We start from the raw sequence: 25,560 nt of genomic DNA, 5'->3' as shown, positions 1-25,560 counted from the left end.
TCTGACGGCGTCCGCCTCCCTGACGGACGCCGCTTTTTAATGCACATGGAAATACAGCACGCACGGAGAACCACACTATGAAGTGGCTGGAATTCGAATCACCCGGGGCGCAGGCCGATGCCCTGGCGGCGGCGATTGCCGCCGATCTGAAGCAGACCATTGAAACCAATGGGCGAGCGGTGCTGGCAGTGTCCGGCGGCCGGTCGCCCATTGCGCTTTTCGAGCGTCTGGCGATGGCGGATCTGCCCTGGCAGCGTGTCACCATCACTCTGGTGGACGAGCGCATGGTGCCGGCCGACCACGCCGACAGCAATGCCCGGCTGGTCCGCGAGCATCTGCTGACCGGCAAGGCGGCTGCCGCCAGCTTCCTGCCGCTGGCGCCGTATCCCGAGGATGAGGCGCGCTCGATTGCCGAGGCCTGCCAGGCCTTCACCTGGCCGACGGTGGCGGTGCTGGGCATGGGCGATGACGGTCATACCGCCTCGCTGTTCCCGGAGGCGGCCGAGCTGGACGCGGGCCTTGATCTGGGCCAAGCACAGGCCATTATCGGTGTGACGCCGCCTGTTGCGCCTCATCGACGCCTGAGCATGACGCGCAAGGCGCTGTTAAAATCCGACAAGTTGTATTTGTCGATACAGGGGAACGGCAAGCGTGAGGTCTTCGAACGCGCGCGTCAGGCGGAAGATCGCCGCTGGCCGGTCAGCTATTTCTTGCAACAGGACGAGACACCACTTGATGTCTACTGGGCACCCTAGCCTGTTCCCGCGTCTTCTCGCCGACGTGGGCGGTACCCATGCGCGTTTTGCGCTGGAAACCGCTCCGGGCGTGATTGAAGAGGTGGATGTTCGCGCCAGTGCGTCGTTTCCGACGCTGCTGGATGCCGTGCGCGATTACCTCGGGCAGACCGGTGCCCGACGGGTCGCGCATGCCGCGATCGGTATTGCCACCGCCGTGACCGGTGATCTGGTGCGCATGACCAACCACGACTGGACTTTTTCCATCGCGGGGATGCGGCGCGACCTGTCGCTGGATTCGCTGGTGGTGCTCAACGACTTCACGGCACTGGCCTGGTCGTTGCCGTTTCTGCCGGCTGCCGAGCTGCAGCAGGTGGGGGACGGAAAGGCCGAGCCCGGGTGCGCCATGGCCTTGATTGGCCCGGGCACCGGGCTGGGCGTGTCAGGCCTGATTCCGGGGCCGCAGGGACCGATACCGCTTTCGGGGGAGGGCGGTCATGTCGGTTTCGCACCGGAGGATGAAGAGGAGGTCGAGCTGTGGCGTTTTGCCCGTGCCCGCTACGGGCATGTCTCGACCGAGCGCTTCCTCTCCGGCCCGGGGCTGGCGCTGATTCATGAAGCGCGCCTGGCGATGCAGGGTCTGGCCCATGACGGTTTGTCGGCTGCCGACATCACGCGTCATGCGCTGGGCGGCCAGTCGCCGCAGTGTCAGGCCAGTCTGGACCGCTTCTGCGCCATGCTGGGCAGTGCGGCCGGTGCACTGGCGCTGACGCTGGGGGCGCGCGGTGGTGTGTTTATCGGCGGTGGCATTGTGCCACGACTGGGGGCGGCCTTCGGGCAATCGCCTTTCCGGCGCCGTTTCGAGCAGGCGGGTCGTTTTTCCGGCTATCTGGCCGCAATGCCGACCTATGTCATTCACAGTCAGTATCCCGGCCTGATCGGCGCACAAGCCGCGCTGGCCGCCCACTTACGGGAATCCCATCATGCTTGAGCGAATTCGCGCTCAGCTGCCGGATTTGTCTGCAGCCGAAAGAAAAGTCGCCGAACTGGCGCTCGCACAGCCCTATACCGTGATGCAGGCCGCCGTGGCCGACATCGCCTCCAGTGCCGGTGTCAGCCAGCCGACGGTCATCCGCTTCTGTCGCTCAATGGGCTGCGCCGGCCTGCCGGATTTCAAGCTCAAGCTGGCCGGCAGCCTGGTGACCGGGGTGCCTTATGTGCACTCCAGTGTCCGTCCCGAGGACCCGACCTCCGAAGTCGCGGCCAAGGTGTTCGACAATACGGTGACGGCGCTGATCAAGTGTCGCAACGAGGTCAACCCGGCCTCCGTCGAACAGGCGGTGGATTTGCTGTCGCATGCACGCCGCATCGAGTTCTATGGGCTGGGTAACTCCGGCATTATCGCGGCCGATGCGCAGCACAAGTTCTTCCGCTTTGGCATTCCTACCGTGGCCTACGCCGATACCCACATCCAGACCATGGCTGCGTCGGTGCTGACCGAGGGCGATGTGATGGTGGCGATCTCCAACTCGGGACGTACGGTGGAACTGCTGGGTGCGGTGGAGGTGGCGCTGAATGCCGGTGCCAGCGTGGTGGCCATCACGGCCAGCGCGTCGCCGCTGGCGCGCATGGCGACGGTGACCCTGGCAGCAGATACCCGTGAAGATACTGAAACCTTCAGTCCGATGATCTCCCGGATCGTGCATCTGGTGCTGGTCGACATTCTCGCTGTCGGCGTGGCCCTGCGTCAGGGTCCGGCGTTGATCGCGCAGCTGGAGAAATCCAAACAGAGCCTGCGTGGCAAGCGATTGCGCATGCAGGAGCAAGAGGAAAAATAACGATGAGCGCCCTCACCCAATTGCCTGCCTGGCAGGCACTGGAGCAACATTTTTCGTTGTCGCGCCTGAATCACATGCGCGACCTGTTTGCCGCCGACCCGGATCGGGCGGAGCGTTTCTCGCTCGAAGTCGGCGATCTGTTCCTCGATTATTCGAAAAACCGCATTACCGATGAAACCCTGCAGCTGCTGATGGATCTGGCGCGTCAGGCCGGCCTGCCGCAACGCATCAAGTCGATGTTCAAGGGTGAAAAGATCAACAGCACCGAGAACCGCTCGGTGCTGCACGTGGCGTTGCGCAACCGCACCAACTCGCCGATCCTGGTCGATGGGGTCGACGTGATGCCGCAGATCAACAATGTGCTCGAACGCATGGGGCGTTTCTGTCACGCCGTGCGCTCCGGCGAATGGCTCGGCTATACCAACCAGCCGATCACCGACATCGTCAATATCGGTATCGGCGGCTCGGACCTCGGTTCGCTGATGGTGTGCAGTGCGCTCAAGCCCTACGGCCATCCGCGCATGAACATGCATTTCGTCTCCAACGTTGACGGGGCGCAGCTGAAAGAGACCCTGAAGAAGGTCCACTCGGAGACCACGCTGTTCATCATCGAGTCCAAGACCTTCACCACCCAGGAAACCCTGACCAATGCGCTGACGGCACGCGAATGGTTTGTCGCGCGTGCCCGTGACGAGGCCGCGGTGGCCAAGCATTTTGTTGCCGTGTCGACCAATATGAAGGCGGTCGCCGATTTCGGTATTGATCCGGCGAACATGTTCGAGTTCTGGGACTGGGTGGGCGGCCGTTACAGCCTGTGGTCGGCGATTGGCCTGCCCATCATGTTGTATCTGGGCGAGGAGAACTTCTCCGAGCTGCTCAACGGCGCGCACATCATGGACCAGCACTTCCGCAATGCGCCGCTGGAAGCCAATATGCCGGTGCTGCTGGCCATGATCGGCATCTGGTACATCAACTTCTATGGTGGCGGCAGCCATGTGATCGCGCCGTATGACCAGTACCTGCATCGTTTCCCGGCTTTCATCCAGCAGCTGGACATGGAGTCGAACGGCAAGCAGGTGATGCTCAACGGCGAGGCGGTCGATTTCGAAACCGCACCGATCATCTGGGGGGAAACGGGGATCAATGGCCAGCATGCCTTCTTCCAGCTGCTGCACCAGGGCACCCACATCTCGCCGATCGACCTGATTGCTTCGCTGGAGCGTCGCTCTTCCCTGCCGGGCCACCATGAAATCCTGTTGGCCAATGTGTTCGCCCAGGCCGAGGCCTTCATGCGCGGCAAGACGTCTGAAGAGGCGCGCGCCGAGCTGGTGGCGCAGGGGCTGCAGGGCGAGGCGCTGGAGTCCCTGGTGCCGCACAAGGTGTTCGGCGGCAATCGCCCGACCAACACGCTGCTGATGTCGCGGCTGGACCCGCGCAACCTCGGTTCGCTGATCGCGGCCTACGAGCACAAGATCTTTGTGCAGGGGGTGATCTGGAACATCAACAGTTTCGACCAGTGGGGGGTGGAGCTGGGCAAGCAGCTGGCCAAGACGATTCATGCCGAGCTGAGCGGCAAGAAGGTCAAGGCTGAGCATGACAGCTCGACGACCCGTCTGATCGAACGCTATCGCCAGTACAACCAGAACTGATCTGCGTTGCCATGATGGCCTGAGGGCCCCGCTTCCGTCTGGAGGCGGGGCCCTGTTGCATGAGACGGCCGTTTGTGGGCGGCTTCTTGCCCGGTGCTGGCTGGCCACTCGGCCAGTTCCTGCGGCGCTGCACGTTGGCTGTGCCGTTTTGACGGGCAGGCTGCCTGTAACAAAGCCCTGTTGTTGTCTAACTCATCGATTCACTCGCCGGGATCTGTCCTTTCAGTCATTTCCATGCTGAATGTCGATCATTTTCCTTTATTCGTGTCTTTCCATCTATATGTCCTTTAGACGTGTTGGCACGCTATGCCAATGACGTTATTTATGTCTGACAATTCGACATTAAACAATCCGGAGCGGCCATGCTGGCAAATAGGGTTCGTACTCGTCGCTGGGTAAGCGGCGTGTGTCTGGCGTGCTGGCATGCACTGTTGTTGGCCGAACCGTCAGAGGCGCCAGGGACGGATGGCCGTTTTTTCCTGCAGGACAACAGCGAACATTTGCGCGGTGAGTTCGATGCGCTTCGCCAGCGTCAGTTACTGCGCGACGAGGACATTCGTTGCGCTCCGGCCGAGCCGGAAGCTCATGGCAATGCGTGTTTGCCGGTGCGGGCACTGCGGGTGACCGGGGTCACCCTGCTCGGTGCAGAGGATCTGGCGCTGGTGCGCGAGCAAGGGGCCGGTTGCATGTATGGCATGCGCTTGCAGCGGATTTTGCAGCGGCTGATGGCCTTGTATGTCGAGCGCGGTTATGTGGCTGCCCGGGTGGTGCCGCAGCTGTCTGCCGATGGCGTCATGACGCTGCAGGTGCTGGAAGGGCATGTGGAGGAGATCGAGGGGGATGAGCAGGCCGCGGCCTGGCTGTTTCCCGCCATGAGCGGCAAGCCGTTGAATATCCGTGATCTGGAGCAGGGACTGGATCAGGCCAATCGCCTGCAATCGGCGGCGCTGCGCGCCGAGATTGTGCCCGGGCGACAGGTGGGCGGTTCGACGGTGCGGTTGCGTGGCCAGGTGGCGCCGGCATGGCATGGCCGGATTGCGCTGGATAACTGGGGTTATGACGCGACCGGGCGCCAGGTGGCGGGGCTGACCCTGGCGCGCGACAACCTCAGTGGCCGGTATGACTATCTGAGTCTGGCGCTGGAGCACAGTCTGGCCGCGGGACGTTTCAGCCGGCGGCACTCGCTGTTTTATTCGCTGCCGCACGGCTACTGGAGTTACAGCCTGTTTGCCGGCCAGTCGGCCTATCTGAATCCGCAACGCCTGCGCTACGGCACGGTGGCGCTGACCGGGGAATCGTCACAGCTTGGTCTGCGGCTGGACCGGGTGCTGTGGCGCGACCAGCAACGGATCTGGAGTACGCATGGCCAGGTGAGTCACAAACGGGTGGCCAATTATTTTCTCGGCAGTTTGCAGCAGGTGAGCAGCCCGACGCTGTCGGTGCTGTCGCTGGGGGTGGACAGGCTGAGTCTGCTGGCATTTGGTTCGCTGACGCTGGAGTTGTCGCTCGACAGTGGCCAGGGCTGGTTCGGGGCTGACGACGGCGTGCCCGGCGGGCCGAGTACCCGCTTTGACAAATGGAGACTGAGTACGACCCTGCGCCATCTCACGCCATTGCCGGGATGGCAGTGGGAGAGCCGTTTGCAGGGGCAGTACAGCGGGCGGCGTCTGCCGGCGGTGGAGCAGCTGGAGCTGGCGGATAACAGCATGGTGCGCGGGTTTCGTCACAACTCGCTGGCCAGCGAACGCGGCTGGGTCTGGCGCAACACCCTGCACGGACAGTTCCGGCGCGGCGATTGGCAGTGGCTGCCCCGGCTGGGGCTCGATCTGGGCGGTGTCTGGCAGACCCGGGACGATGGTGGCGATCAGCGGATGGCGGGCTGGGGGCTTGGCATGACGCTGCGCTACGGCGACTGGTCACTGGATGGCGAGTACAGCCGGCCGCTCTGGCAGCCGGATTATTTTGTCGGCGAGTCGCAGCAGGTGCTTTTGCGGCTGAGCCGGCAATTCTAGGGTACCGGGGCGTATGGCACCCGCAGGCCCGATAACGACACGCGCGACACAGCGCGGCAAGACTGCAACTTCAATCGACAAAGAGGTTAACCATCATGAAAGCATTCAAGCTATCGAGCCACGGGCAGATCGCCTCTGCCCTGGCGCTGTCTTTATTATGCTCCCCGCGCTTATGGGCCGAAGGGATCCAGCCGGTGGCCGGCTCAGCCACCCAGGTGCAGCAGGTCGGTGCGGTGCCGGTGGTGAATATCGCCCCGGCCAATGCCCAGGGCCTGTCTCACAATCAGTATCAGGACTACAACGTTGGTCGTGGCGGGGTGGTGCTGAACAATGCCATCGAAGCGGGACGGTCGCAGTTGGCCGGGGCGCTGCAGGGCAATGCGGCGCTGGCGGGACGGCCTGCGGCGGTGATTCTGAATGAGGTGGTCAGTCGCAATCCCTCCTTGCTGCTCGGGCAGCAGGAGGTGTTCGGCAAGGCGGCAGACCTGATCCTGGCTAATCCCAACGGGATCACCTGCCAGGGCTGCGGCTTCATCAATACGCGCCGTGCCAGCCTGCTGGTCGGGAGTCCCGGGCTGCAGGATGGTCGCTTGCAGCAACTGGTGACGGCCAGTCCGGGCAGTACGCTGAGCATCGGCAAGGAAGGCATCCAGGCCGCGCAGGCCCTGGATCTGATCGCGCCCCGTATTGATGCCCAGGGTAGTGTGGTGGCGACCAGCGGCATTCACGCGGTGACCGGGCAGGCCGCGATGGACTATGAGCGTCGCGAGGTGAGCGCCCGTGGCACGGCGCCGGAAGGGCCGGTGCTGGACAGTGCTTTTCTGGGCGGTATGCAGGCCGGGCGCATCAGTATTGTCAGTACCGATGCCGGTGCCGGGGTCAATCTGGAAGGGGTGCTGAAAGCGCAGGAGCGGGTGCGCATCGACAGCCAGGGCGCCGTGCAGTTGACCGGCGCCGAGTTGAGTGCGCCCAAGGTGGTGATTCAGGCAGACCGTGTCAGTGCGCGGCCTGGTGTGCATCAGGATAAGCGGGAAAAGCGCGGCCACGACGAGAGCTGGTTCATCTGGCAGACCGGCGCCAGCGATACGGTCGAGACCGTGACCGAAACCACACTGAGCCGTCCGGCGCTGAATGGTGAGTTGGTGAAAGTGCAGGCGCGGGGAGCGGTGCAGCTGGCCGCCACGGATGTGCGCGCCGAGGATATCCGCATCACGGCCGGGGAGGTGGTGCTGGATGGCGTGGCGGACCGTGATGTGACCGAACGGGATTACTTTGCCTGGAAAAATTCCTGGCAGCGCAAGGAGCGCACGGAGCACGAGCAACTGAGTTATGAAGGCAGCCTGCTGGATGCCCAGCATGTTCTGCAGCTGAATGCCGCGGGGAGGATGTCGCTGCAGGGGGCCGAGCTGAAGGCCGGCGGGCAGGTGCGTTTGCAGGCCGGCCAGACGCTGGCACTGGCCGGTCTGATTGAGCGGACGGCCAAGACCGAGCAGGGCAGCCGCTATCTCGAAGGGCCGGAGCTGGCCTCCGGGAGTTGGGATCGGCGTGATCAGCATCAGCAGTTGAAGCCGACCCAGGTCATGGCCGGTCAGTCGGTGCAGTTGCAGGCAGGCGGGGATATCTCGCTCGAGGGCAGCCGCCTGCTGGCGCAGGGCGATATCAGTTTGCGGTCCGGCGGTGATGTGGCCCTGGTGGCGCAAGTCATCAACCAGCAGGAGCAGGTACGGGACTATGGCAACCACTGGGGGGGGATTGCCGGCAGCCAACGTCACAATGATCAGAAGGAGCAGGCACGGCATCAGCCGACGCAGGTGCTGGCGCAGGGCAAGCTGATGGTGAGCGCCGAGAAGGATATCCGCATTGTCGGCAGTGAGGCCCAGGGGCAGCAGGGGGCGCAGGCGGATACACGTCAAGGCAATCTGCAAATCCAGCATGCCACGGATTTGACCAAGTCGATGGTCGATCAGCGCACTGGCGGGGTGTTTGATATCCAGACGCACCGCAGTCTTGGCAGTCACGGGCAGGATACGGTCGCCGCGGCAGCGGTGATGTCAGAGAGCAATCTGCGTCTGGCCAGCGGCAAGGATGTGGCCGTCAGCGGCAGCCGGGTGGCGGCCACGGGCGCCCTGAATGTGACGGCGGCCGGTGATGTGGTCCTGCAGGCGGCGGATCAGCGTACGCGGGACAAGCAGTTCGACAGCCAGCTGATGGTGAATACCGCACTGGGGCAGGATCCGGCACAGGCCGGGCGTTATCGTGCCGGTCTGGAGATTGCCCGCCATGATCAGCGGGTGGATGCCGCCAGCCTGTCGCCGCAGGCGGCCGAGTTCAGCGGCGCCAGTGTGCAAGTGGCGGCACAGGGGGATGTGCGCCTGACCGGCAGTCGCATTGTGGCCACGGATGGTGATGTGTCGGTGCGAGGCAGCAATCTGGCGTTCGACTCTGCCCAGGGGCAGTCACGCAGCTTGCAGGTGAACAGTGAGGACAGCATGGGTGTGTCGCTGATGGCCAGCAACGAGCAGGTGCAAGTGGCCGGTCAGATGCGCAATCGGCGTGAAACCAGTGACAGCGAGCAGCAGACGCCATTGGGTAGCCAGGTCAGTGCGACGGGGGATCTGTCGCTGCAGGCGGGCAGCGGGGTATTGCGTACCCGGGGCGGGCAGTTCCAGGCCGGCGGGGCGCTCAGTGCCGAGGCCGGTCAGATCGTCAATCAGGCGGCACCGCAGTCCTCCTCCTCGCGTCAGGAGACCGTCCAGATGCAGGCAGGGCTGACACTGGACGGGCAGGCGGGCAATCTGACCAAACCGGTGCATCAGGTACTGGATCAGGTGAAGCGGGGTGATTGGGCGGGGGCGGTGGCTACGGCTCGCCAGATCGGTAATGGCCTGGAGCAGGGGCTGGACAAGCTGGCGCAGGGTGACTGGGTCGGTCTGGCCAGTTTGCTGGCCCAGGTGACCTTGCCGGGGGCCAGTCTGGAGGGCAAGGCCGGGACCAGCGAGCTGACCGTGCGCCAATCGGTGCAGGATGCCCTGGCGTCGCGCTATCAGGGGGGAAGCGTGCAGATCACCAGTCATGGCAGCCTGACGGATCAGGGGACGCAGTATCTGGCCACGCAGGGCAGCGCGGTGCTGGTGGCGGAGAGTCTGAGTGCTACGGCGCTGGCCACGCAGCGCGACGAGTCGCGGCAGCAGCGTGACAATCAGGGCAGTTTTCATGCCTCGACCATGACAGGTCATGATCTCAACCTGAAGCTGGGGCTTGGTGCGGGCAGTCAGTTGCAACGTTCGGAACAGGGAGGGGTGCAGGCCGGCCGGATCGAAGGGGCCAAGGGGGTGTCGTTGCAACTGGCCGGGGATGCCGCCTTGCAGGCGACCCGGCTGGATGGTGGCTCCGGTGTCCTGCAGGTCAGTGCCGGCGGGGATCTGGCTCTGACGGCTGCCAGTGCGCAATCCCGTCAGGCTCAGCGCAATGATCATGGCGGCATCCAGGCCAGTCTGACCCTGAGCGGGGATATGGATAGTCCGCAGTTTGGCGGCGGTGGTCAGATCAATGGTGAGTGGCAGCGGCAGCAGGGGCAGCAGGGGGGCGTGCAGGGCAGTACGCTGGCGGCCGGCGGTGGGGTGGTGCTGAGCGCCGGGCAGGATCTGCGCTTGCAGGCGGCACAGCTGGGCTCGGCCGAGACGCCGCTGTCCTCGGTCAGTCTGCGGGCCGGCGGTGATCTGACGCTGGGCAGCATGAGTCGGCATCAGCAAGAAGATCAGCAGGCCGGCAAGGTCGAGCTGGGGGTCAATGCGCGCGTGAGTACCGATGCCGGGGCCGAGTTTGCGCTCAAGGTTGGCCGTGATGGCAGCCGGCAGTCTGACCAGCAGGGGACGGTGATCCATGCCGACACAGTCCGCCTGGCGGCGGGCGGGCAGCTCGCGGGGCAGTCTGCCCGGGTCGAGGCGGCGCAACTGAGTGGCGAGGTGGGCGGCAATCTGGCGCTGACCAGTCAGACCCGGCAGGCGGAAGAGCAGCACTTTGCGCTGGATCTTGGGCTGTCGACGCCCGATCTCGGTGAACTGGCCTCGGGGGGCGGTGACTTGCTGCGCCTGAAGCTGTCGCAGCGTGCGCAACAAAGTTCGGCGGTGCGAGACCCGGCGGTCCTGGCGGCAAGCGCCGGGGCGGACTGGCAGGTGGGGGGGACCGCTCAGTTGCAGGGTGCCGTCATGTCGGCTGCCGGCGTGCCGGTGTCGCTGGATGGCCGGGTGCAACGGACATCGCTGGCGGGGCAGGAGAATAGTCGTCAGCTTGGCTTGTCGCTGGCGGGGACGCCGATCGGCGTGGCGGGCACTGCGCTGACGGATGTGTTGTCGGGCAAGCTGCCCTTTGGCTGGCAACAGGAGCGCAGTCAGCGCGATCTGACGCAACCTGCACGCTGAAGCGAAAAAACCCGGGATCTCCCGGGTTTTTTTGTCGGATGCTGCGTGGCCTCAGCGGTAGCCGGCGTTCATCACGAAGGGGTTGCTGCGCTTTTCATCCCCCAGGGTGGTGAAGGGGCCGTGGCCGGTGATGACGGTGGTGTCGTCCGGCAGGATGAACAGTTTGTTGTGGATGGCGTCGAGCAGGTCGCGGTGGTTGCCGCGCGGAAAGTCGGTACGGCCGATCGAGCCCTGGAACAGGACATCGCCGGCGACCAGCAGGCCGGCTTCGGCGTTGTAGAACACCACGTGCCCCGGGGTGTGGCCCGGGCAGTGGATGACCTGCAGGGTCTGCTTGCCGACGGTGACGCTGTCGCCCTGGTTGAGCCAGCGTTGCGGGGTCAGGGCGGCGCTGTGCGGAAAGCCGAAGGACTGTCCCTGTTGTGGCAGTTGATCAAGCCAGAAAGCGTCATCGGCCTGCGGGCCTTCGATGTCGACGCCCAGTTGGCGTGCCAGTTCGGCCGCTGCGCCGGCATGGTCGATGTGGCCGTGGGTCAGCAGCAGTTTCTCGATGGTCAGGCCCTTGGCGCGGGTAAAGTCCAGAATACGCTCCAGATCCCCGCCGGCATCGACGACAGCTGCGCGCTGCGTTTCGTCGCACCACAGGATCGAGCAGTTCTGGGCGAACGGCGTGACCGGAATGACGTGATAGTGGAGAGCCATGATGCAAAAACCGGGGTAGTCGTGGATGGATTATTGTTGCATAGCAAAAAGCTGTGGCCTAGTCACTGGCAGTTTCATGTCGCAAACAGAAAGATCGCTTTTCGGCAGCGCTGAGTTGCTTGAAGGCATATTCGGCTTTGAGCGCTTCGGAACGGTCGGGGAATTCGATGCTCAGCAGCAGTTTTTCCGGCGGGTGACTGCGGGTGTAGCGTGCGCCGCGACCGCTGGCATGTTGCTGGTAGCGGCGCGCGACATCGGTACTGATGCCGGTATACAGGCTGCCGCCCCGGCAGGCGATGACATACAGATACCAGGGGCGGGCAGCGACAGGCTTACAGTCCACCGTAGGAGTGCAGGCCGGACAGGAACATGTTGACGCCGAGGAAGGCAAAGCTGGTGACGAAGATGCCGATCACCGCCCACCAGGCCAGCGGCTTGCCGCGCCAGCCCTTGACCAGGCGCACATGCAGCCAGGCGGCATAGTTGAGCCAGACGATCAGTGCCCAGGTTTCTTTCGGGTCCCACGACCAGTAGCCGCCCCAGGCATCGGCGGCCCACATGGCGCCGAGGATGGTGGCGATGGTGAAGAACAGGAAGCCGACCGCGATGGCGCGGTACATGATTTCGTCCAGTACTTCGGCCTTGGGCAGCTTGTCTTGCAGCCAGCCCTTCATCACCACCAGCTCGGCTACCCCCAGCATGGCGGCCATGGAGAAGGCGCCGTAGCCGATGAAGTTGGCCGGGACGTGGATCTTCATCCACCAGGATTGCAGGGCCGGAATCAGCGGCTGGATTTCATGGGCCTGGCGGTCGAAGGTGTACCACAGGATGAAACCGACGGCGGCACTGATCACCAGCAGCACGAAGGCACCGAGCTGGCGCACCTTGAAGCCGGCTTCGTAGTACAGATACATCAGCGCGGTGATCAGGCAGAACAGGATGAAGACTTCGTACAGGTTGGAAACCGGAATGTGGCCGATGTCGCTGCCGATCAGATAGCTTTCATACCAGCGGGTGAACATGCCGGCAAAACCCATGGCGGTGGCGGCCCAGGTCAGGCCGCTGCCGAGCGCCATGCCGGTCACAGAACGGCGCAGCAGGCCGACCCAGTAGCAGCCGGTGGCCAGGAAGAACAGCACGCACATCCACATGATGGACGACTGGCTGGACAGCAGGTATTTGAGCCAGAAGGCACTCTGGCCGCGAGCCAGGTCGCCGTGGTACAGGTTGACGGCCAGCAGGGACAGGGCCGCCACCAGCGGGAAGAAGCGGCGCCAGGCGGTCCAGAACCAGCCGAAGGCCACCAGACCGATGCTGGCACCCGCCAGGATCAGGTGCTCGTAGTAGTCCATGTACTGACCGAAGCGGTTGTACGCCACGAAGGCGGCCGCCAGGATGAACAGGGCATAGAGCCAGTCGCCGATGCCCAGGCGCTGGTGCAGTTTGCGGGTTTCACGCTGTTGGGCGATGTCCATCTTCACCTCGTGCTAGCTGTTGGATGGCGTCCTGATGACGCGCGAAGTCCCGGTCGAGATCCGGGTTGGGGCGGTTGGCGCTCATGGCGAGCAGCAGGCTGTCCGGCTTGATCAGCAGCCACAGGCGCCTTTCCTGAATGTAGAACATCAGCAGGATGCCGATGACCAGCAGCAGGGAGCCCAGGTAGACCAGGGTCTTGCCCGGCGAGCGGGTCATCTGCAGGCCGGAGGCCTGAACTTGCTGGAAGCTGTCCAGTTGCAGGAATACCGGTGCGCCATAGTCCTTGAAGGCACTGATGGCCACCAGGCTGTCGAGCAGGAAGCGGTAGTGGCCGGCATCACGCGCCATGGGTGCGACGCCGGCATGGCGGTTGGCGACGTCCATGACGTCGATGATGGCACCCTGCAGAATTTTGATATAGGTCTGCGCCACGTCGGCGCGCTTGTCAGCCGGTACGTGTTGCTCGAGGAAGGTCTGCAGTCCGTCAAAGCCGCCTTCGGCAAAGCGGGAGAGGATCCACTTGACGCTGGCTTCGAATTCCTTGCGCATGGCCGGGCTGATGGCATTGCCCTGCATGGCCTTGGCGCCGCTTTGCGCGGCAATCTCGTCATACAGGGCCGGATTCATGACGGCGGCGCGCAGGCGCATGAAGGTATCGACCGACATCTGATCATCCAGTGGAATGCGCAGGTAGTCGAAGGGTTGCGAGACCTCACTGCGGGATGCGGCGATCAGGTAGCTGGCGCCGTCCTGCTGGATCGGTGCCATATAGGTCAGGTACTCATGGGCCTGACCCTGGCTGTCGCGGATCTTGAAGCCGATCGACGGCCCGACGTTCTTCAGCTGGCGCTCGCGCGTGACTTCGCGCGCATCTTTCATGCGCTGGCCGAGACTGTGGTCTGTCTGGCTGCGGTTGCTCATGTCCTCGATATTGAACACGCGCAGATCGTTGAATTCCAGCCGGTAATCGCGGCCATTGGCCCGCAGCGGCTGACTGGCTTTGGACAGACCGTCGATGGTAACCGGTGCCGATTGCGGGCTGTCGAGATTCCAGGCCTTGAGTTTCAGCGGCGAGCCGCCGTCACCGAAGCTGGCCTGGTAGATGGCCACGCCGTCGACGATCAGCGGATGGTTGACCTCGACCCGGGCACGGGTGATCTTGCCGCTGGCTTTGTCGGTCACTTCGATGTCGCTGGCAAACAACTTGGGCATGCCGTTGCTGTAGTAATCGACGTTGAACTTGCGCAGGGTGACGATGAAGGGGAGCTCTTGCACCAGATAACCGGGGCCGGAGTTGATGAACACCACGTCGGCGCTCTTGTTCTCGGCAATGGTGACGTCGCCGCGGAATGACAGGTTGCCGGTGGACAGGCGGCTTTGCGCCGGAATCTGCGATTGCGGCAGGTCGCGGGTTTCTGCCACCACGCTGCCGAACAGTTCGCGCATCTTCAGCGGCAGGTTGCCATCGATCAGGCCCCCCAGGCAGATGATGATCATGGCGCCATGCGCAAAGAAGTAGCCCAGACGGCTGGCGCTGCCCTTCTTGGCCGCGATCAGTGTGCTGCCGTCTTCGCGCTCGACGGTGCGCAGCCGGAAGCCCTGGCGCTGCAGGTAACTGCTCAGGGCGGCCGTGTCGGCCTGTCCCGCCCACTGGGCGCTGAGTTTCATCGCGGCCAGCGAGCGTTCGCGGGCGCTGGTGCGATAGGAACGGATGTCTCGCAGGAAGCCCGGTGCATTGCGGATGATGCACAGGGTGGTCGAGAGCATCAAGAAAGCCAGAATGGTAATGAACCAGGCCGAGTGATAGACGTCGTACAGCCCCAGCGTGGCAAAGACCTGGAACCAGTATTGACCGAATTCGAAGGCGTAGTTGGGGTAGGGCTCGTTCTGCTTGAGGACGGTACCGATGATCGAGGCGATGGCCAGGATGGTCAGCAGGCCGATGGCAAAACGCATCGAGCTCAGGAGCTCGTACAGGGCACGCAGTGAGGTCTGGGTACGGCGGTCTGTCTTCATAGGGGGCTGTCTGAGGGCGCACAGCGAGGTGCGCGCCGGGCACAACCGGCATCACCTGCCAGGCAGGCGATGCCAGATCGGGTTATCGGGTCCGGACAAAACTGCGTATGATGTCGGACACGGTCTGCGCGCAGAGCCTTGAATCAACGCAATCCGGAAATGTATTCCGCAACGGCTTTCATCTCGGCGTCCGACAGGCGGTTGGCAATGTCGTACATCACGGCGTTCTTGCGGTCGGTACCTGCCTTGAAGTCATTCAGCTGCTTCAGTACATAGGCCGACTGCTGGCTGCCCAGGCGCGGGAACTGGTCCGGCATGCCGGCACCGGACGGACCATGGCAGGCCATACAGGCCGGGACGCGGGTGGCCGGATTGCCGGCGCGGTACAACGTCTTGCCTGCGGCCAGCAGGCTCTTGTCGGCCGCATCGTGTTCCTTCGGCTTTTGCTGGCTGAAGTAGGCGGCGACATTGAGCATATCCTGATCGGACAGCGCGCTGGCCATGCCGAGCATGATCGGGTTCTTGCGCTGGCCGGACTTGAAGGCCTTGAGCTGGCTGACAATATACGCCGGGTGCTGACCGGCCAGGGTCGGATTGCTGGATGCTACGCTGTTGCCATCGATCCCGTGACAGGCTGCGCAGACCTGCTGTACCAACAGCTGACCTTTGGCGGGGTCGCCCTGGGTTTGGGCCGATACGCTGCCAGCCAGTGTGGCGGCGGCCAGTGCCAACAGCACCTTTTGTCTCATGGTCGCTCCTTGTCGTGCAATGGTTTAATAAACCTGTAATCGCGGCAATTTGAATCTGCTATTCTATACCAATTGCATTGACCCTACTACTATGACGATTTTTCAGAATGCGCGCTTCTTCACCACTGTAAACCATATGAAGGACTTGCCGGCTACGCGCGCCGAAGTGGCCTTCGTCGGACGCTCCAACGCAGGCAAGTCGAGCGCGATCAATACGCTGGCCAACCGCACCCGTCTGGCTTTCGTTTCCAAGACCCCCGGGCGTACGCAGCATATCAATTTCTTCGATCTGGGCGATGAACGTTATCTGGTCGATTTGCCGGGCTACGGCTATGCAGAGGTGCCCGAGGCGGTGCGCCGCCACTGGGTGGAACTGCTCGGTCGTTATCTGCAGACCCGCTCCAGCCTGATCGGCCTGTTGCTGATCATGGATGCCCGTCATCCGCTCAAGGAGCTGGATCAGCACATGCTGGAGTATTTCCGCGTGACGCAGCGACCGGTGCATATCCTGCTGTCCAAGGCGGACAAGCTCAGCCGTCAGGAGCAGAGCAAGACGCTGGCGGCGGTCAAGAGTGCACTGGCCGATTATCCCGGGGTGACGGTGCAGCTGTTCTCCAGCCTGAAGAAGACGGGTATCGACGAGGTGGAAACCGTCGTGGCAGGCTGGTTTGCAAGTTACCTCGGTGGCGAGGAACTTTGCCAGGAGGATTCTGACTAAACGATATGGCGCCTGTCAGGCGCCTCCCGCTTCACCTCCCTGAGCGGGGCCTTTGCTGATACCTGAAGGCATTTTTTCCCCGGCAGCTCGCGCTGTCGGGGTTTTTGTTTTTGGGCTCTGCCAAAGAGAAGGGCGAAGCACCGAAGTGCTTCGCCCTTGTGGCTGTGTCAGTCTGTTGGTTCGCGATCAGTTCATCACGATGTTTTCCACGTTCAGCGATTCGGCAGCGCTGCGCACGGCGGCGGCAGAGTCAAACGGCCCCAGACGAACCATATAGGTTCCCTTCTGGTTGACGATGCCGAGCTTCGGATCGTAGCTGGCGTCGAGCCGGTCAACCAGCTTCTTCAGCAGTGCTTCGGCATTGGACAGCTGATCGAAGGCACCCAGCTGCAGGTACTTCGGCGCGTCTTCCTGCTTGAGCGCTGCGACTTCGGCAGGCTTGGCCTGCTGGGTCGAAGCGGTCTCGGTGGCCGGCCATACCCGTTCGATCTGAACCTTGGTACTGCCCTGGCCGACGAAGCCGAGCTTGTGGGCGGCGGCATACGACAGGTCCAGGATGCGACCACGGTGGAACGGACCACGATCATTGATGCGTACGACGACCGTCTTGCCGTTTTTCAGGTTGGTCACCCGAACATAGCTCGGGATCGGCAAGGTCGGGTGTGCGGCCGTCATGGCGAACATGTCGTAACGCTCGCCCGACGTGGTGCGTCGACCGTGGAACTGCTTGCCGTACCAGGACGCCGTCCCCCGTACCTTGTAGGGGGTGTTGCTGGTGTCAGGGCGGAAACTCATGCCCATGGCAGAGTACGGCAGATTGGCTGCGCGAATCAGCGGTTCGTCTTGCGGAACCGCATTGGGAACCAGATCGAGGTTGACCGGAATGTGGTCTGCCGGACCATCATTCTGGAAATACGCCCCGTTTCTGGCCAGCGACTTCTTCGTCGGGGAAGCCGACGATTGACTGGTGGCACTTGCTGTCTTGACGGTGGAGCAGGCCACGAGCACTAGACTGACTAACACAAGCCACAGCCATCGGAATGCAGGCTTCATATACCTCCCTTATGCTGTTAGGCCAACGGCTGAACTGCTAGCTGCCTCCGAGAAAATCAATTTGCCGCCACGCCTCATAAACGGTAACGGCCACAGCATTCGACAAATTCATGCTGCGTGACTCGGGTTGCATCGGCAGACGGATCCTCCTCTCGTGCGGGAACCCGGCGAGGACATCGTCAGGCAAACCGCGAGATTCAGGTCCGAACAGGAATACATCCCCGGCTCGGTAAACAATCTGGTCATGGCGCGTCGCGCCTTTGGTGGTGGCGGCGAAAATTCGTCGCCCCTGAAGGCTCGCCAGGCAGCTTTCCCAGTTCTCGTGCACGACCAGTTTGGCGTACTCGTGATAATCCAGGCCCGCCCGACGCAATTTGGCGTCATCTAGCGGGAAGCCCAGCGGTTTGACCAGATGCAGTTCACAGCCGGTATTGGCACATAAACGGATCACATTGCCTGTATTAGGCGGGATTTCCGGCTGGAATAGAACTACTGTGAACATCGTTGGCAGGGTGGATTGTTCCAAAGAATCAAAAAGTTGGTCAAGTCTTTACGCGGATTGCCCTGCAAAGGGCCCAGACTTCGACCCGTTTTGCCCCCATTTTTTTGAGTTCCGAGGACAGTGAATCGAGGGTCGAACCGGTGGTGACCACGTCGTCGACAACGGCAACAGAGAGCCCGTCCAGTCTGGTTTCTACGCAAAATGCATGGCGGACATTCCGCCGTCTTTGCCGGTGTCTCAGACCGGTCTGCGGGAGGGTGTTGCATTTTCGCCAACACAAACCCGGTAGAAATCGGTCAGGGATTATACCAACAAGTGACCTGGCGAGTTCAAGGCTTTGGTTGAAGCCGCGTTCGGCAAGTCGTTCTTTTGACAGTGGAACCGCCATGACAAGGTCGTATTTTTTGTCCACGGGAGGCGTGCCGGCGGCCAGCAAGTTGCCCAGAATGCCCGCCAGTTCTAGCCTGCGGCCATACTTGTAGGCATGTATCAAAGCACTGATGGGGTAGCGAAAGACATAAGGAACGTGTAGGGCGTCAAAAACCGGCGGATGACGCAGGCAGCGCCCGCAAAGCCCGTTTTCAGGCAGGGGGAGCGCACAGCGCGGACAAAATGGCCTGGGAAGGACGGGTAAATCCTGCCGACAGGGAAGGCAAAGTCCCTGGTTGGCATCGGCGCTGCCGCATAACAGGCACGATTGATTAAATATTGATCTACTGTCAATTAATGTGGTCAATATGTTTGACAATGCAGTTCGCCACACGCCAAGATGCTCCCGATTTCCTGTCAGCCCAGAGCCCGATGCCTGCCCGCCTCGCGGGCGGGCCAGCGCTCAGGCGCGACGCCCAGCTTAAAGTGCTCGTGCACTCTTATAGAAGAGTGCACGACATCGTTCGAGGACTCCCCATGCAACAAAGTACGATTCGCTTTGCCTCCCCGTCGCAACCGCATCCGCAACGCAGCAACTGGACCGTGGCCGAGGTTGAGGCGCTGTATGACTTGCCGCTGATGGAACTGGTGTTCCGTGCCGCCGAGGTCCACCGCCAGTTCTTTGATCCTTGCCGCGTGCAGCTGTCCACGCTGTTGTCGATCAAGACCGGTGGCTGTGAAGAAGACTGCGGCTATTGTCCGCAGTCGTCGCATCACGATACCCCGGTGGAAGATCAGCCGATGATGACGGTGGACGAAGTGGTGGCGGCTGCGCGTGCCGCGCGCGACAACGGTGCCAGCCGCTTCTGCATGGGGGCCGCCTGGCGTGGCCCCAAGGATGCCGACCTGGCCAAGACGCTGGAGATGGTGCGTCAGGTCAAAGCGCTGGGTCTGGAGACCTGTGCCACCTTCGGTCTGCTCAAGGATGGCCAGGCGGAACAGCTCAAGGGGGCCGGCCTCGACTACTACAACCACAATCTGGACACCGCACCGGACAAATACGCCGATATCATCCAGACTCGCGAATATAATGATCGCCTGGATACGCTGGGCAAGGTTCGCCAGGCCGGTCTGTCGGTGTGCTGTGGCGGCATTGTCGGGCTGAACGAGACCCGGCAGGATCGCGCCGGGCTGATCGCTCAGCTGGCCAATCTGGATCCGCAGCCTGAATCGGTGCCGGTCAATCAGCTGGTCAAGGTGCATGGCACGCCGATGGAAGATGCGGCTGATCTGGACTGGACCGAGTTTGTGCGCACCATTGCCGTGGCACGTCTGACCATGCCGGGCAGCTTTGTACGCCTGTCGGCAGGGCGGCGCAGCATGCCTGAAGCGATGCAGGCCTTGTGTTTCCTGGCCGGGGCGAACTCCATTTTCTATGGCGATAAGCTGCTGACCACGGGGAACCCGGATGTGGAAGCGGATCGTCAATTGATGCAAAAACTGGATCTGCTGCCGCTTGAGCTGTCTGCTGCCGCGGAGTGACTGGCAGGCAGACATATATATAAAGAGTAAATACCCATGAAGGCATCTGATCTTGATGCGGCCCTGACCGCGCTGGCGCATCGGGATCAGCTGCGCCAGCGTGCCGTGCTCGGCAGCCCGCAGGGGAGCCGGGTGGTCATTGACGGTCAGCCTTATCTGTCATTTGCCAGCAATGACTACCTGGGTCTGGCCAGGCACCCGCTGTTGATCGAAGCGGTACGCCAGGCCGCGGAGGAATGGGGCGTCGGCAGCGGCGCCTCACCGCTGGTGACCGGGCATGCGCATGTTCACCAGCAGGCCGAAGCCGATCTGGCCGAGTTTGTCGGTCAACCCGCCGCGCTACTGTTTAGTGCCGGCTATGCGGCCAACCTGGCCGTGATCACCAGTCTGATCGGACGCGGGGATAGTGTCTTTGCCGATCGCCTCAATCACGCCTCTCTGAATGATGCCTGCCTGCTATCCAGGGCGGACTTTCAACGCTTTCGTCATAATGACCTGAATCATCTTGAAGCATTGTTGCAAAAAAGCCGCGCCCGCACCCGGTTGATTGCCGTTGATGCGGTGTACAGCATGGACGGTGATCAGGCCCCGCTGGCGGATTTACTGCGAATGGCCGAGCGCTATGATGCCTGGCTGTATCTGGACGACGCCCATGGTTTTGGCGTGTTGGGAGAGGGCCGCGGCAGTCTGGCTGGCTTGCCCGCCAGCGAGCGCATCATCTATATGGCGACGCTGGGCAAGGCTGCCGGCGTGAGTGGCGCGTTTGTCGCGGGGAGTCAGGCGCTGATCGACTGGCTGATGAACACGGCACACAGCTATGTGTTTTCGACGGCGCATTCGCCGGTTCTGGCAGCGGCCATTCGGGCCAGCGTGAGATTGATGCGCGAGGAAAGCTGGCGGCGCGAGCGGCTGCACCGGCACATCGGGCAGTTGCAGGCACTGAGAAATGACAATGTTATTGAATTTAAAGCTTCCCGAACGCCAATCCAGCCACTTATTATAGGCGACAATAAACAAACACTAAGCATGTCGGCCAGGTTGCGCCAGATGGGACTCTGGGTGCCGGCCATCCGCCCGCCTACTGTGCCGAAAGGCAGCGCCCGTTTGCGCATCTCCCTGTCGGCCGCCCATGAGGAGCATGAGGTGGCCAGTCTGATCGAGGGGCTGCGCAGCGCGTATGTAACGACCGGCTGATGTGCTTTCTGCCAATGAAAGACAACGATTCATCTTATGAGTGGCATGGGTGACGCACTGGTAACGCCGGCGCAGACTGCCGATCAGGTGCTGAGCCTGGCCCGGTGGCTGTCCCCGGACGTCTGCCTGGCGATCTGGCATCAGGACGATCATGGCTGGCAGTGTCTGGCGACGTCGGATGACAGCGGGTCACTGCCGGTGCCGCAAGGAACGGATGCCGCCCTGATGCCGCATGCCGACCAGGGCATGTTGCCGGTCATGCATGGCCGGCAACAGCTGGGCTGTCTGGTCTGGCGCGGCATGCCGCAAGCCCAGGCCGCAAGCCTGGTCAGCCTGCTTGCCCCGGCCTGGCTGGCCTGGCATCAGGCTGAGTCCGAGGCGCGCTCCCGGGTGGTGAAGGAAGCGCTGCTGGAGATCAGCCGCCTGTCCAGCGAGTGCACCGGCGTCGAGCAGTTTTTCTCCCAGGTTTACCGCTTGCTCGACCCGTTGTTTGCGGTCGGCAATCTGCACGTGGCACTGCTGGACGAGAGTGGCACGGCCCTGCGTTTCCCTTTCTATCGCAACCGCCACAGTGCCTTTGCCCCGGCCCCGGAACGATTGTTCCAGCTGGATGAGGTCCGCCAGGTCGAACTGGCCATGCGGGTCGTGCGCACGCAAACCACCCTGTACCTTGACCAGGCTGCCGTGTATGAGGCCTTGCCGGATGAGACCGAGCCGCCGGTACTGTGGGTCGGCGAACCCCTGTTCGGTGCGGATGGCGTCGCCCGCGGTGCCGTGGTGCTGCAGCGCTATCAGGGCGAGCCGGTCTTTTCGGTGGCCGAGCAGCGTCTGTTCCAGTATACGGTTCGTGCCATGGGCAGTGCCCTGGCCCGGATGCAATACCGGGCGCAGCTGGAGCAGGAGGTCTGGCTGCGCACGCGTGAGCTGGAAGGTGCCAATGCCCGGTTGATGGCTGAAGTGGAAGAGCGTCGCCAGGCGCAGCAGGTGCAGCAGGTTCTGTTCGAGATTGCCGGGCTGGCCAATACCAGCCTGTCGCTGGCGGCATTCCTCGCCGGCGTGCATCGTCAGCTGGTTGAGCTGATGCCGGCCCACAATTTTCAGGTGGCGCTGTATGACCCCCTGAGCGACACCATTCGTTTTCCCTACAGCGTCGATGAGCATGAGGCCGATCCGGCCCCGCACAAGCCGGGACGCGGCCTGATCGAGCAGGTGCTGCACAGCGGCCTGCCGGTGCTGGCGCGGCCGCGCCAGCAGTCGGGTGCCTTGCAGGGGCAGGTCGCTGAGGCCGAGAGCTGGCTGGGTGTGCCGCTGTATAGCGGGCACGATCTGCTCGGGGTGTTGTCGGTACGCAGCTATCAGCAGGGGGTGTTGTTCAGCTTCCGCGATCAGCAAGTACTGGCTTGCGTCGCCAACAGCATCGGCAGCGCCCTGACGCGGGTACGGGTGCTGGAAGAGTTGCAGCGGGCCTACGCCGAGCTGGAGGAGCGGGTGCGTGAGCGCACCAGTGCGCTGGATGCGGTCAATGCTCAACTGCAATTCGACAGCATGCATGACTCCCTGACCAAGCTGCCCAATCGCAGCTTCTTTGCCAAAACGCTGCGCCGTACCTGGGAAGCCTATGTCAACGGCGTCGGCGAGCGCTTTGCCGTGTTCTTCATCGACCTGGATCGTTTCAAGCTGGTCAATGACACCCTGGGTCATCTGGCCGGCGATCATCTGCTGGCCGAAGCGGGCAGCCGCATCCGCAATTGCATGCGTCAGAACGATTTCATGGCGCGCCTGGGCGGCGATGAATTTGCTGTGCTGCTGGTCGGCATGAGCCAGATCGAAGGTTGCGAAATGATTGCGCGCCGTATGGTGGCCGAGTTCGAGCGCCCGATCATCATTGCCGGCCGAGAGGTGTTTACCACCGCCAGCCTGGGCGTGGTGCTGGCAGATCGCGAACACCACCACAGTGCCGATGACCTGTTGCGCGATGCCGACCATGCCATGTACCGCACCAAGCAGCAGGGACGGCACGGCTTTACCGTGTTCAATCATGAATTGCGTGCCGATCAGGCTGATCAATTGGCCATGGAGGCCGAGCTGCGCCGGGCCCTCGACGATGAAGACCAGCTGGTGCCCTACTATCAGCCCTTTATCGAGGCCGACACCGGGCGTCTGGCCGGCTTCGAGGCCCTGGTACGCTGGCGCCACCCGATGCGTGGCCTGATTTCGCCCTCCAGTTTCCTGCCGATCGCCGAAGAAAGTGGCCTGATCATGCGGCTCGACCGCTACATGATCCAGGCGGCGTGCGCCCAGTGGCGCCAGTGGCTGGATGCCGGGCGCGTGGGGCCGGGCATGGCCTTGCACGTCAATTTGTCTTCCGCCAATCTGCAGGATGCCCAACTGGTCGGCTGGATTGCAGACCTGATTCGCCAGCATGATCTGCAGCCAGGCATGCTGCACCTCGAAATCACCGAAACTGCGCTGATCGATGTTCCGGACACCGCCGCCACGGTGATGCGGCAGCTGCATCAGATGGGGCTGCGGCTGGCGCTGGATGACTTCGGTACCGGCTATTCGGCGCTGTCCTACCTGCATCGCTATCGCTTCGATGTCCTGAAGATCGACCAGTCTTTCGTGTTTGATGTCGATCGTACCGAAGAGTCTGCCGCCATTGTGCGCGCCATCCTGGCACTGGCCGAGGCGCTCGCCCTGGAGGTGGTGGCCGAGGGGGTGGAAACCGCTTCGCAACTACAGCGTCTGCGTGCCATGGGATGCAACAAGGTGCAGGGTTATCTGTTTTCTCACCCCGCCCCGGCCGGCGATGTTGACTGGCTGAGGCTGGCGGCCATCGAGCAGGAGTACGCCATTGTCTGATTTTCCCGTCGGCACACAGGGGGCGGTATGACCCTGTATGTCGAAACCATCGGCCGTGGTGCCGATGTCGTCCTGTTGCATGGCTGGGGGTTGCACGGCGGGGTGTTTGCCCGCGTTGCCGAGTCTCTGGCCGAACAATATTGTGTCCATTGCGTCGACTTGCCCGGCCATGGGGCCTCCGCGCCGCTTGAGCCTTATCAGGGCGAGCAGGTCGTGGGGTTGCTGAATGCGCAGTTCCCCTGGCCGGTGCATGTGGTCGGCTGGTCGCTGGGCGGGCTGATCGGTCAATACTGGGCGCTGCAGGCTCCGCAGCAAGTGCGCAGCCTGGCGCTGGTGGCCTCCAGTCCCTGCTTCGTCAAGAAGGCAGACTGGCCCCACGCTCAGTCTGCCGCCGCCATCGAGGCGGTGGGTGCCAGTCTGGACGCGGCGTTTGAAGTCACTCTGGAGCGTTTTCTGGCACTACAGATGCTGGGATCGAGCAGTGCGCGCGATACGCTGAAAGCGCTGCGGGCGCAGTTATTCGCCCACGGCCGTCCGCAAGGCTTGCTGGCGGCGCTGCAACTGCTGCTGCAGGCTGACTTGCGTGGCCGCACCCGCGAGATTCAGTGCCCGGTCGGCCTGTTTTATGGCCAGCGTGATGTCCTCACGCCGCCCGCTGCCGGTGAATGGCTGGCCAGCCAGCTGCCTTCCGCTACAATGATCACCTTTGCGCAAGCCTCTCACGCGCCGTTTCTGTCCCATGAGGCGGCGTTCCTCGCAAGCTTGACCGAATTTCTGGATTGCCATGCATGAGTGAAGTTTTTTATACCGACAAGGCGCGGGTTCGCGCGGCTTTCGAGCGCGCCGCCGCCAGTTATGACAGTGCTGCGGTGTTGCAGCGCGAGGTCGCGCAGCGCATGGCCGAACGACTCGATTACATCAAGCTGCAGCCCGGCGTCATCCTCGATGCCGGCAGCGGCACGGGAACAGGGGCCGCCGAGCTGCGCCGCCGTTATCCCGATGCCAGGGTGATCGAGCTGGATCTCGCCCATGCCATGCTGGCCGCGTCGCGCAGCCGGCAGCAGCAACAGGCCGGGCTGATGGACCGGCTGTTTCAGCGCAACAAGCCCTGGCAGGTGTGCGCCGATATCGAGCGCTTGCCCCTGGCCGATGCCAGTGTGGACATGATCTGGTCTAATCTGGCCATTCAGTGGGTCAATGTGCCGGACGGGGCCTTTGCCGAGTTCCGCCGCGTGCTCAAGCCGGGAGGCATGATCCTGTTTTCCACCCTGGGACCGGATACGCTGCAGGAACTTCGACAGTCCTTTGCCGGTCTGGATGGGTTTACCCACGTCAATCAGTTCATCGACATGCACGATCTGGGCGATGCCATGCTGGCGGGCGGTTTGTCCGAACCGGTGATGGACATGGAAAAAATCGTCATGACCTATGAGGGCGTACGCGACGTCATGCACGATCTGAAAGCCATCGGTGCCCACAATGCGACTGCCGGACGCGGGCGCGGCCTGATGGGCAAGCAGGCATGGCGGCAGGTGGAGGCCCGTTACGAGACGCTGCGCCGCGACGGACGCCTGCCGGCAACCTACGAGGTGGTCTATGGCCACGCCTGGCGCGGACAGGACAAACCTTCGCGTACTTTGCCGGATGGGCGTCAGGTGATTGAATTCCAGCCCAGGCGCTGAGCGCGCGGGGGCTGGCCATGCAGTCGGGGCAACCTGGCCGC

At 62.8% G+C, this 25,560-nt stretch carries 20 protein-coding genes; 12 read left to right on the top strand and 8 right to left on the bottom strand.

The window, feature by feature from the left end; translation table 11 throughout:
* Window positions 1-77: 77 nt before the first annotated feature.
* From pgl to AACH39_RS10415, 6 genes are all read left to right on the top strand, one after another.
* Window positions 78-755 carry a 6-phosphogluconolactonase gene (gene pgl / locus AACH39_RS10440; protein WP_215780106.1) on the top strand — a complete coding sequence of 226 codons (678 nt, stop codon included), beginning with the start codon at window positions 78-80 and terminating at the stop codon, window positions 753-755.
* Entirely contained in the window at window positions 736-1,725 is a 990-nt protein-coding gene (locus AACH39_RS10435) for a glucokinase (RefSeq protein WP_338619862.1), read from the top strand. Before pgl ends, AACH39_RS10435 begins: the two co-directional genes overlap by 20 nt.
* Entirely contained in the window at window positions 1,718-2,572 is an 855-nt protein-coding gene (hexR, locus tag AACH39_RS10430; protein ID WP_215780112.1) for a transcriptional regulator HexR, read from the top strand. Before AACH39_RS10435 ends, hexR begins: the two co-directional genes overlap by 8 nt.
* 2 nt (window positions 2,573-2,574) lie before the next feature.
* Entirely contained in the window at window positions 2,575-4,221 is a 1,647-nt protein-coding gene (pgi, locus tag AACH39_RS10425) for a glucose-6-phosphate isomerase (protein ID WP_338619860.1), read from the top strand.
* A gap of 362 nt (window positions 4,222-4,583) precedes the next feature.
* A complete protein-coding gene (locus tag AACH39_RS10420) occupies window positions 4,584-6,233 on the top strand; it encodes a ShlB/FhaC/HecB family hemolysin secretion/activation protein (protein WP_338619858.1) in 1,650 nt (549 codons plus the stop codon).
* Window positions 6,234-6,328: 95 nt separating this feature from the next.
* On the top strand, window positions 6,329-10,654 hold the full coding sequence (locus AACH39_RS10415) for a hemagglutinin repeat-containing protein (RefSeq protein WP_338619857.1): 4,326 nt from the start codon (window positions 6,329-6,331) through the stop codon (window positions 10,652-10,654).
* 51 nt (window positions 10,655-10,705) lie between these two features.
* Here AACH39_RS10415 and AACH39_RS10410 read toward each other — a convergent pair whose 3' ends face one another.
* From AACH39_RS10410 to AACH39_RS10390, 5 genes are all read right to left on the bottom strand, one after another.
* The gene (locus AACH39_RS10410; protein WP_338619856.1) at window positions 10,706-11,356 is read right to left on the bottom strand and encodes an MBL fold metallo-hydrolase; all 651 of its coding nucleotides are present in this window, start codon (window positions 11,354-11,356) and stop codon (window positions 10,706-10,708) included.
* Window positions 11,357-11,414: 58 nt separating this feature from the next.
* Complete coding sequence (locus AACH39_RS10405; RefSeq protein ID WP_215780131.1) at window positions 11,415-11,699, bottom strand: GIY-YIG nuclease family protein; 285 nt, start codon at window positions 11,697-11,699, stop codon at window positions 11,415-11,417.
* Window positions 11,689-12,831: a c-type cytochrome biogenesis protein CcsB gene (gene ccsB, locus AACH39_RS10400; RefSeq protein ID WP_338619855.1), complete on the bottom strand. Its 1,143-nt coding sequence runs from the start codon at window positions 12,829-12,831 to the stop codon at window positions 11,689-11,691. Before ccsB ends, AACH39_RS10405 begins: the two co-directional genes overlap by 11 nt.
* Complete coding sequence (locus tag AACH39_RS10395; RefSeq protein ID WP_215780138.1) at window positions 12,809-14,848, bottom strand: cytochrome c biogenesis protein ResB; 2,040 nt, start codon at window positions 14,846-14,848, stop codon at window positions 12,809-12,811. Before AACH39_RS10395 ends, ccsB begins: the two co-directional genes overlap by 23 nt.
* A 143-nt stretch (window positions 14,849-14,991) precedes the next feature.
* Window positions 14,992-15,597 (bottom strand): c-type cytochrome, encoded by a 606-nt coding sequence (locus AACH39_RS10390; RefSeq protein WP_215780141.1) that lies wholly within the window; start codon window positions 15,595-15,597, stop codon window positions 14,992-14,994.
* Between the two features lie 91 nt (window positions 15,598-15,688).
* Between AACH39_RS10390 and yihA the strand changes: the two genes are divergently transcribed.
* The gene (yihA, locus tag AACH39_RS10385) at window positions 15,689-16,315 is read left to right on the top strand and encodes a ribosome biogenesis GTP-binding protein YihA/YsxC (RefSeq protein WP_215780143.1); all 627 of its coding nucleotides are present in this window, start codon (window positions 15,689-15,691) and stop codon (window positions 16,313-16,315) included.
* A 186-nt stretch (window positions 16,316-16,501) separates the two neighbouring features.
* On the opposite strand, the gene AACH39_RS10380 is transcribed toward yihA, so the two are convergent.
* The 3 genes from AACH39_RS10380 to AACH39_RS10370 all read right to left on the bottom strand — a co-directional run bounded on the left by AACH39_RS10380 (window position 16,502) and on the right by AACH39_RS10370 (window position 18,633).
* Window positions 16,502-17,338 carry a septal ring lytic transglycosylase RlpA family protein gene (locus AACH39_RS10380; protein WP_338619854.1) on the bottom strand — a complete coding sequence of 279 codons (837 nt, stop codon included), beginning with the start codon at window positions 17,336-17,338 and terminating at the stop codon, window positions 16,502-16,504.
* Window positions 17,339-17,405: 67 nt separating this feature from the next.
* The gene (gene trmL, locus AACH39_RS10375) at window positions 17,406-17,870 is read right to left on the bottom strand and encodes a tRNA (uridine(34)/cytosine(34)/5-carboxymethylaminomethyluridine(34)-2'-O)-methyltransferase TrmL (RefSeq protein WP_215782618.1); all 465 of its coding nucleotides are present in this window, start codon (window positions 17,868-17,870) and stop codon (window positions 17,406-17,408) included.
* Between the two features lie 40 nt (window positions 17,871-17,910).
* Window positions 17,911-18,633, bottom strand: a complete 723-nt coding sequence (locus AACH39_RS10370) for a double zinc ribbon domain-containing protein (RefSeq protein WP_338619853.1) — start codon at window positions 18,631-18,633, stop codon at window positions 17,911-17,913.
* 143 nt (window positions 18,634-18,776) lie between these two features.
* On the opposite strand from AACH39_RS10370, the gene bioB reads away from it, so the two are divergent.
* From bioB to bioC, 5 genes are read left to right on the top strand one after another with little or no spacing between them, the layout of a single operon-like run.
* Window positions 18,777-19,781, top strand: coding sequence for a biotin synthase BioB (bioB, locus tag AACH39_RS10365; protein WP_215780149.1), 1,005 nt, complete (start codon window positions 18,777-18,779; stop codon window positions 19,779-19,781).
* A gap of 36 nt (window positions 19,782-19,817) precedes the next feature.
* Window positions 19,818-20,975, top strand: coding sequence for an 8-amino-7-oxononanoate synthase (gene bioF / locus AACH39_RS10360; protein ID WP_338619852.1), 1,158 nt, complete (start codon window positions 19,818-19,820; stop codon window positions 20,973-20,975).
* 45 nt (window positions 20,976-21,020) lie between these two features.
* On the top strand, window positions 21,021-23,837 hold the full coding sequence (locus tag AACH39_RS10355; RefSeq protein WP_338619851.1) for an EAL domain-containing protein: 2,817 nt from the start codon (window positions 21,021-21,023) through the stop codon (window positions 23,835-23,837).
* 27 nt (window positions 23,838-23,864) lie between these two features.
* A complete protein-coding gene (gene bioH / locus AACH39_RS10350; protein ID WP_215780155.1) occupies window positions 23,865-24,629 on the top strand; it encodes a pimeloyl-ACP methyl ester esterase BioH in 765 nt (254 codons plus the stop codon).
* Window positions 24,626-25,519 (top strand): malonyl-ACP O-methyltransferase BioC, encoded by an 894-nt coding sequence (gene bioC, locus AACH39_RS10345; protein WP_338619850.1) that lies wholly within the window; start codon window positions 24,626-24,628, stop codon window positions 25,517-25,519. Before bioH ends, bioC begins: the two co-directional genes overlap by 4 nt.
* Window positions 25,520-25,560 lie beyond the last annotated feature (41 nt).

Source organism: Paludibacterium flexuosum (genome assembly GCF_037076605.1).
In the GTDB taxonomy this organism is placed as follows: Bacteria; Pseudomonadota; Gammaproteobacteria; order Burkholderiales; family Chromobacteriaceae; genus Paludibacterium.
This window is presented reverse-complemented; position numbering and strand designations above follow the sequence as displayed.

Bases quoted from the DNA above. Each gene is read 5' to 3' on its own strand.
- AACH39_RS10420 (WP_338619858.1), top strand. From the start codon at position 4,584: ATGCTGGCAAATAGGGTTCGTACTCGTCGCTGGGTAAGCGGCGTGTGT.
- bioB (WP_215780149.1), top strand. From the start codon at position 18,777: ATGCAACAAAGTACGATTCGCTTTGCCTCCCCGTCGCAACCGCATCCG.
- hexR (WP_215780112.1), top strand. From the start codon at position 1,718: ATGCTTGAGCGAATTCGCGCTCAGCTGCCGGATTTGTCTGCAGCCGAA.
- AACH39_RS10435 (WP_338619862.1), top strand. From the start codon at position 736: ATGTCTACTGGGCACCCTAGCCTGTTCCCGCGTCTTCTCGCCGACGTG.
- ccsB (WP_338619855.1), bottom strand. From the start codon at position 12,831: ATGGACATCGCCCAACAGCGTGAAACCCGCAAACTGCACCAGCGCCTG.
- bioC (WP_338619850.1), top strand. From the start codon at position 24,626: ATGAGTGAAGTTTTTTATACCGACAAGGCGCGGGTTCGCGCGGCTTTC.
- AACH39_RS10390 (WP_215780141.1), bottom strand. From the start codon at position 15,597: ATGAGACAAAAGGTGCTGTTGGCACTGGCCGCCGCCACACTGGCTGGC.
- AACH39_RS10415 (WP_338619857.1), top strand. From the start codon at position 6,329: ATGAAAGCATTCAAGCTATCGAGCCACGGGCAGATCGCCTCTGCCCTG.
- trmL (WP_215782618.1), bottom strand. From the start codon at position 17,870: ATGTTCACAGTAGTTCTATTCCAGCCGGAAATCCCGCCTAATACAGGC.
- pgi (WP_338619860.1), top strand. From the start codon at position 2,575: ATGAGCGCCCTCACCCAATTGCCTGCCTGGCAGGCACTGGAGCAACAT.
- AACH39_RS10410 (WP_338619856.1), bottom strand. From the start codon at position 11,356: ATGGCTCTCCACTATCACGTCATTCCGGTCACGCCGTTCGCCCAGAAC.
- AACH39_RS10395 (WP_215780138.1), bottom strand. From the start codon at position 14,848: ATGAAGACAGACCGCCGTACCCAGACCTCACTGCGTGCCCTGTACGAG.
- AACH39_RS10355 (WP_338619851.1), top strand. From the start codon at position 21,021: ATGGGTGACGCACTGGTAACGCCGGCGCAGACTGCCGATCAGGTGCTG.
- bioF (WP_338619852.1), top strand. From the start codon at position 19,818: ATGAAGGCATCTGATCTTGATGCGGCCCTGACCGCGCTGGCGCATCGG.
- pgl (WP_215780106.1), top strand. From the start codon at position 78: ATGAAGTGGCTGGAATTCGAATCACCCGGGGCGCAGGCCGATGCCCTG.
- yihA (WP_215780143.1), top strand. From the start codon at position 15,689: ATGACGATTTTTCAGAATGCGCGCTTCTTCACCACTGTAAACCATATG.
- bioH (WP_215780155.1), top strand. From the start codon at position 23,865: ATGACCCTGTATGTCGAAACCATCGGCCGTGGTGCCGATGTCGTCCTG.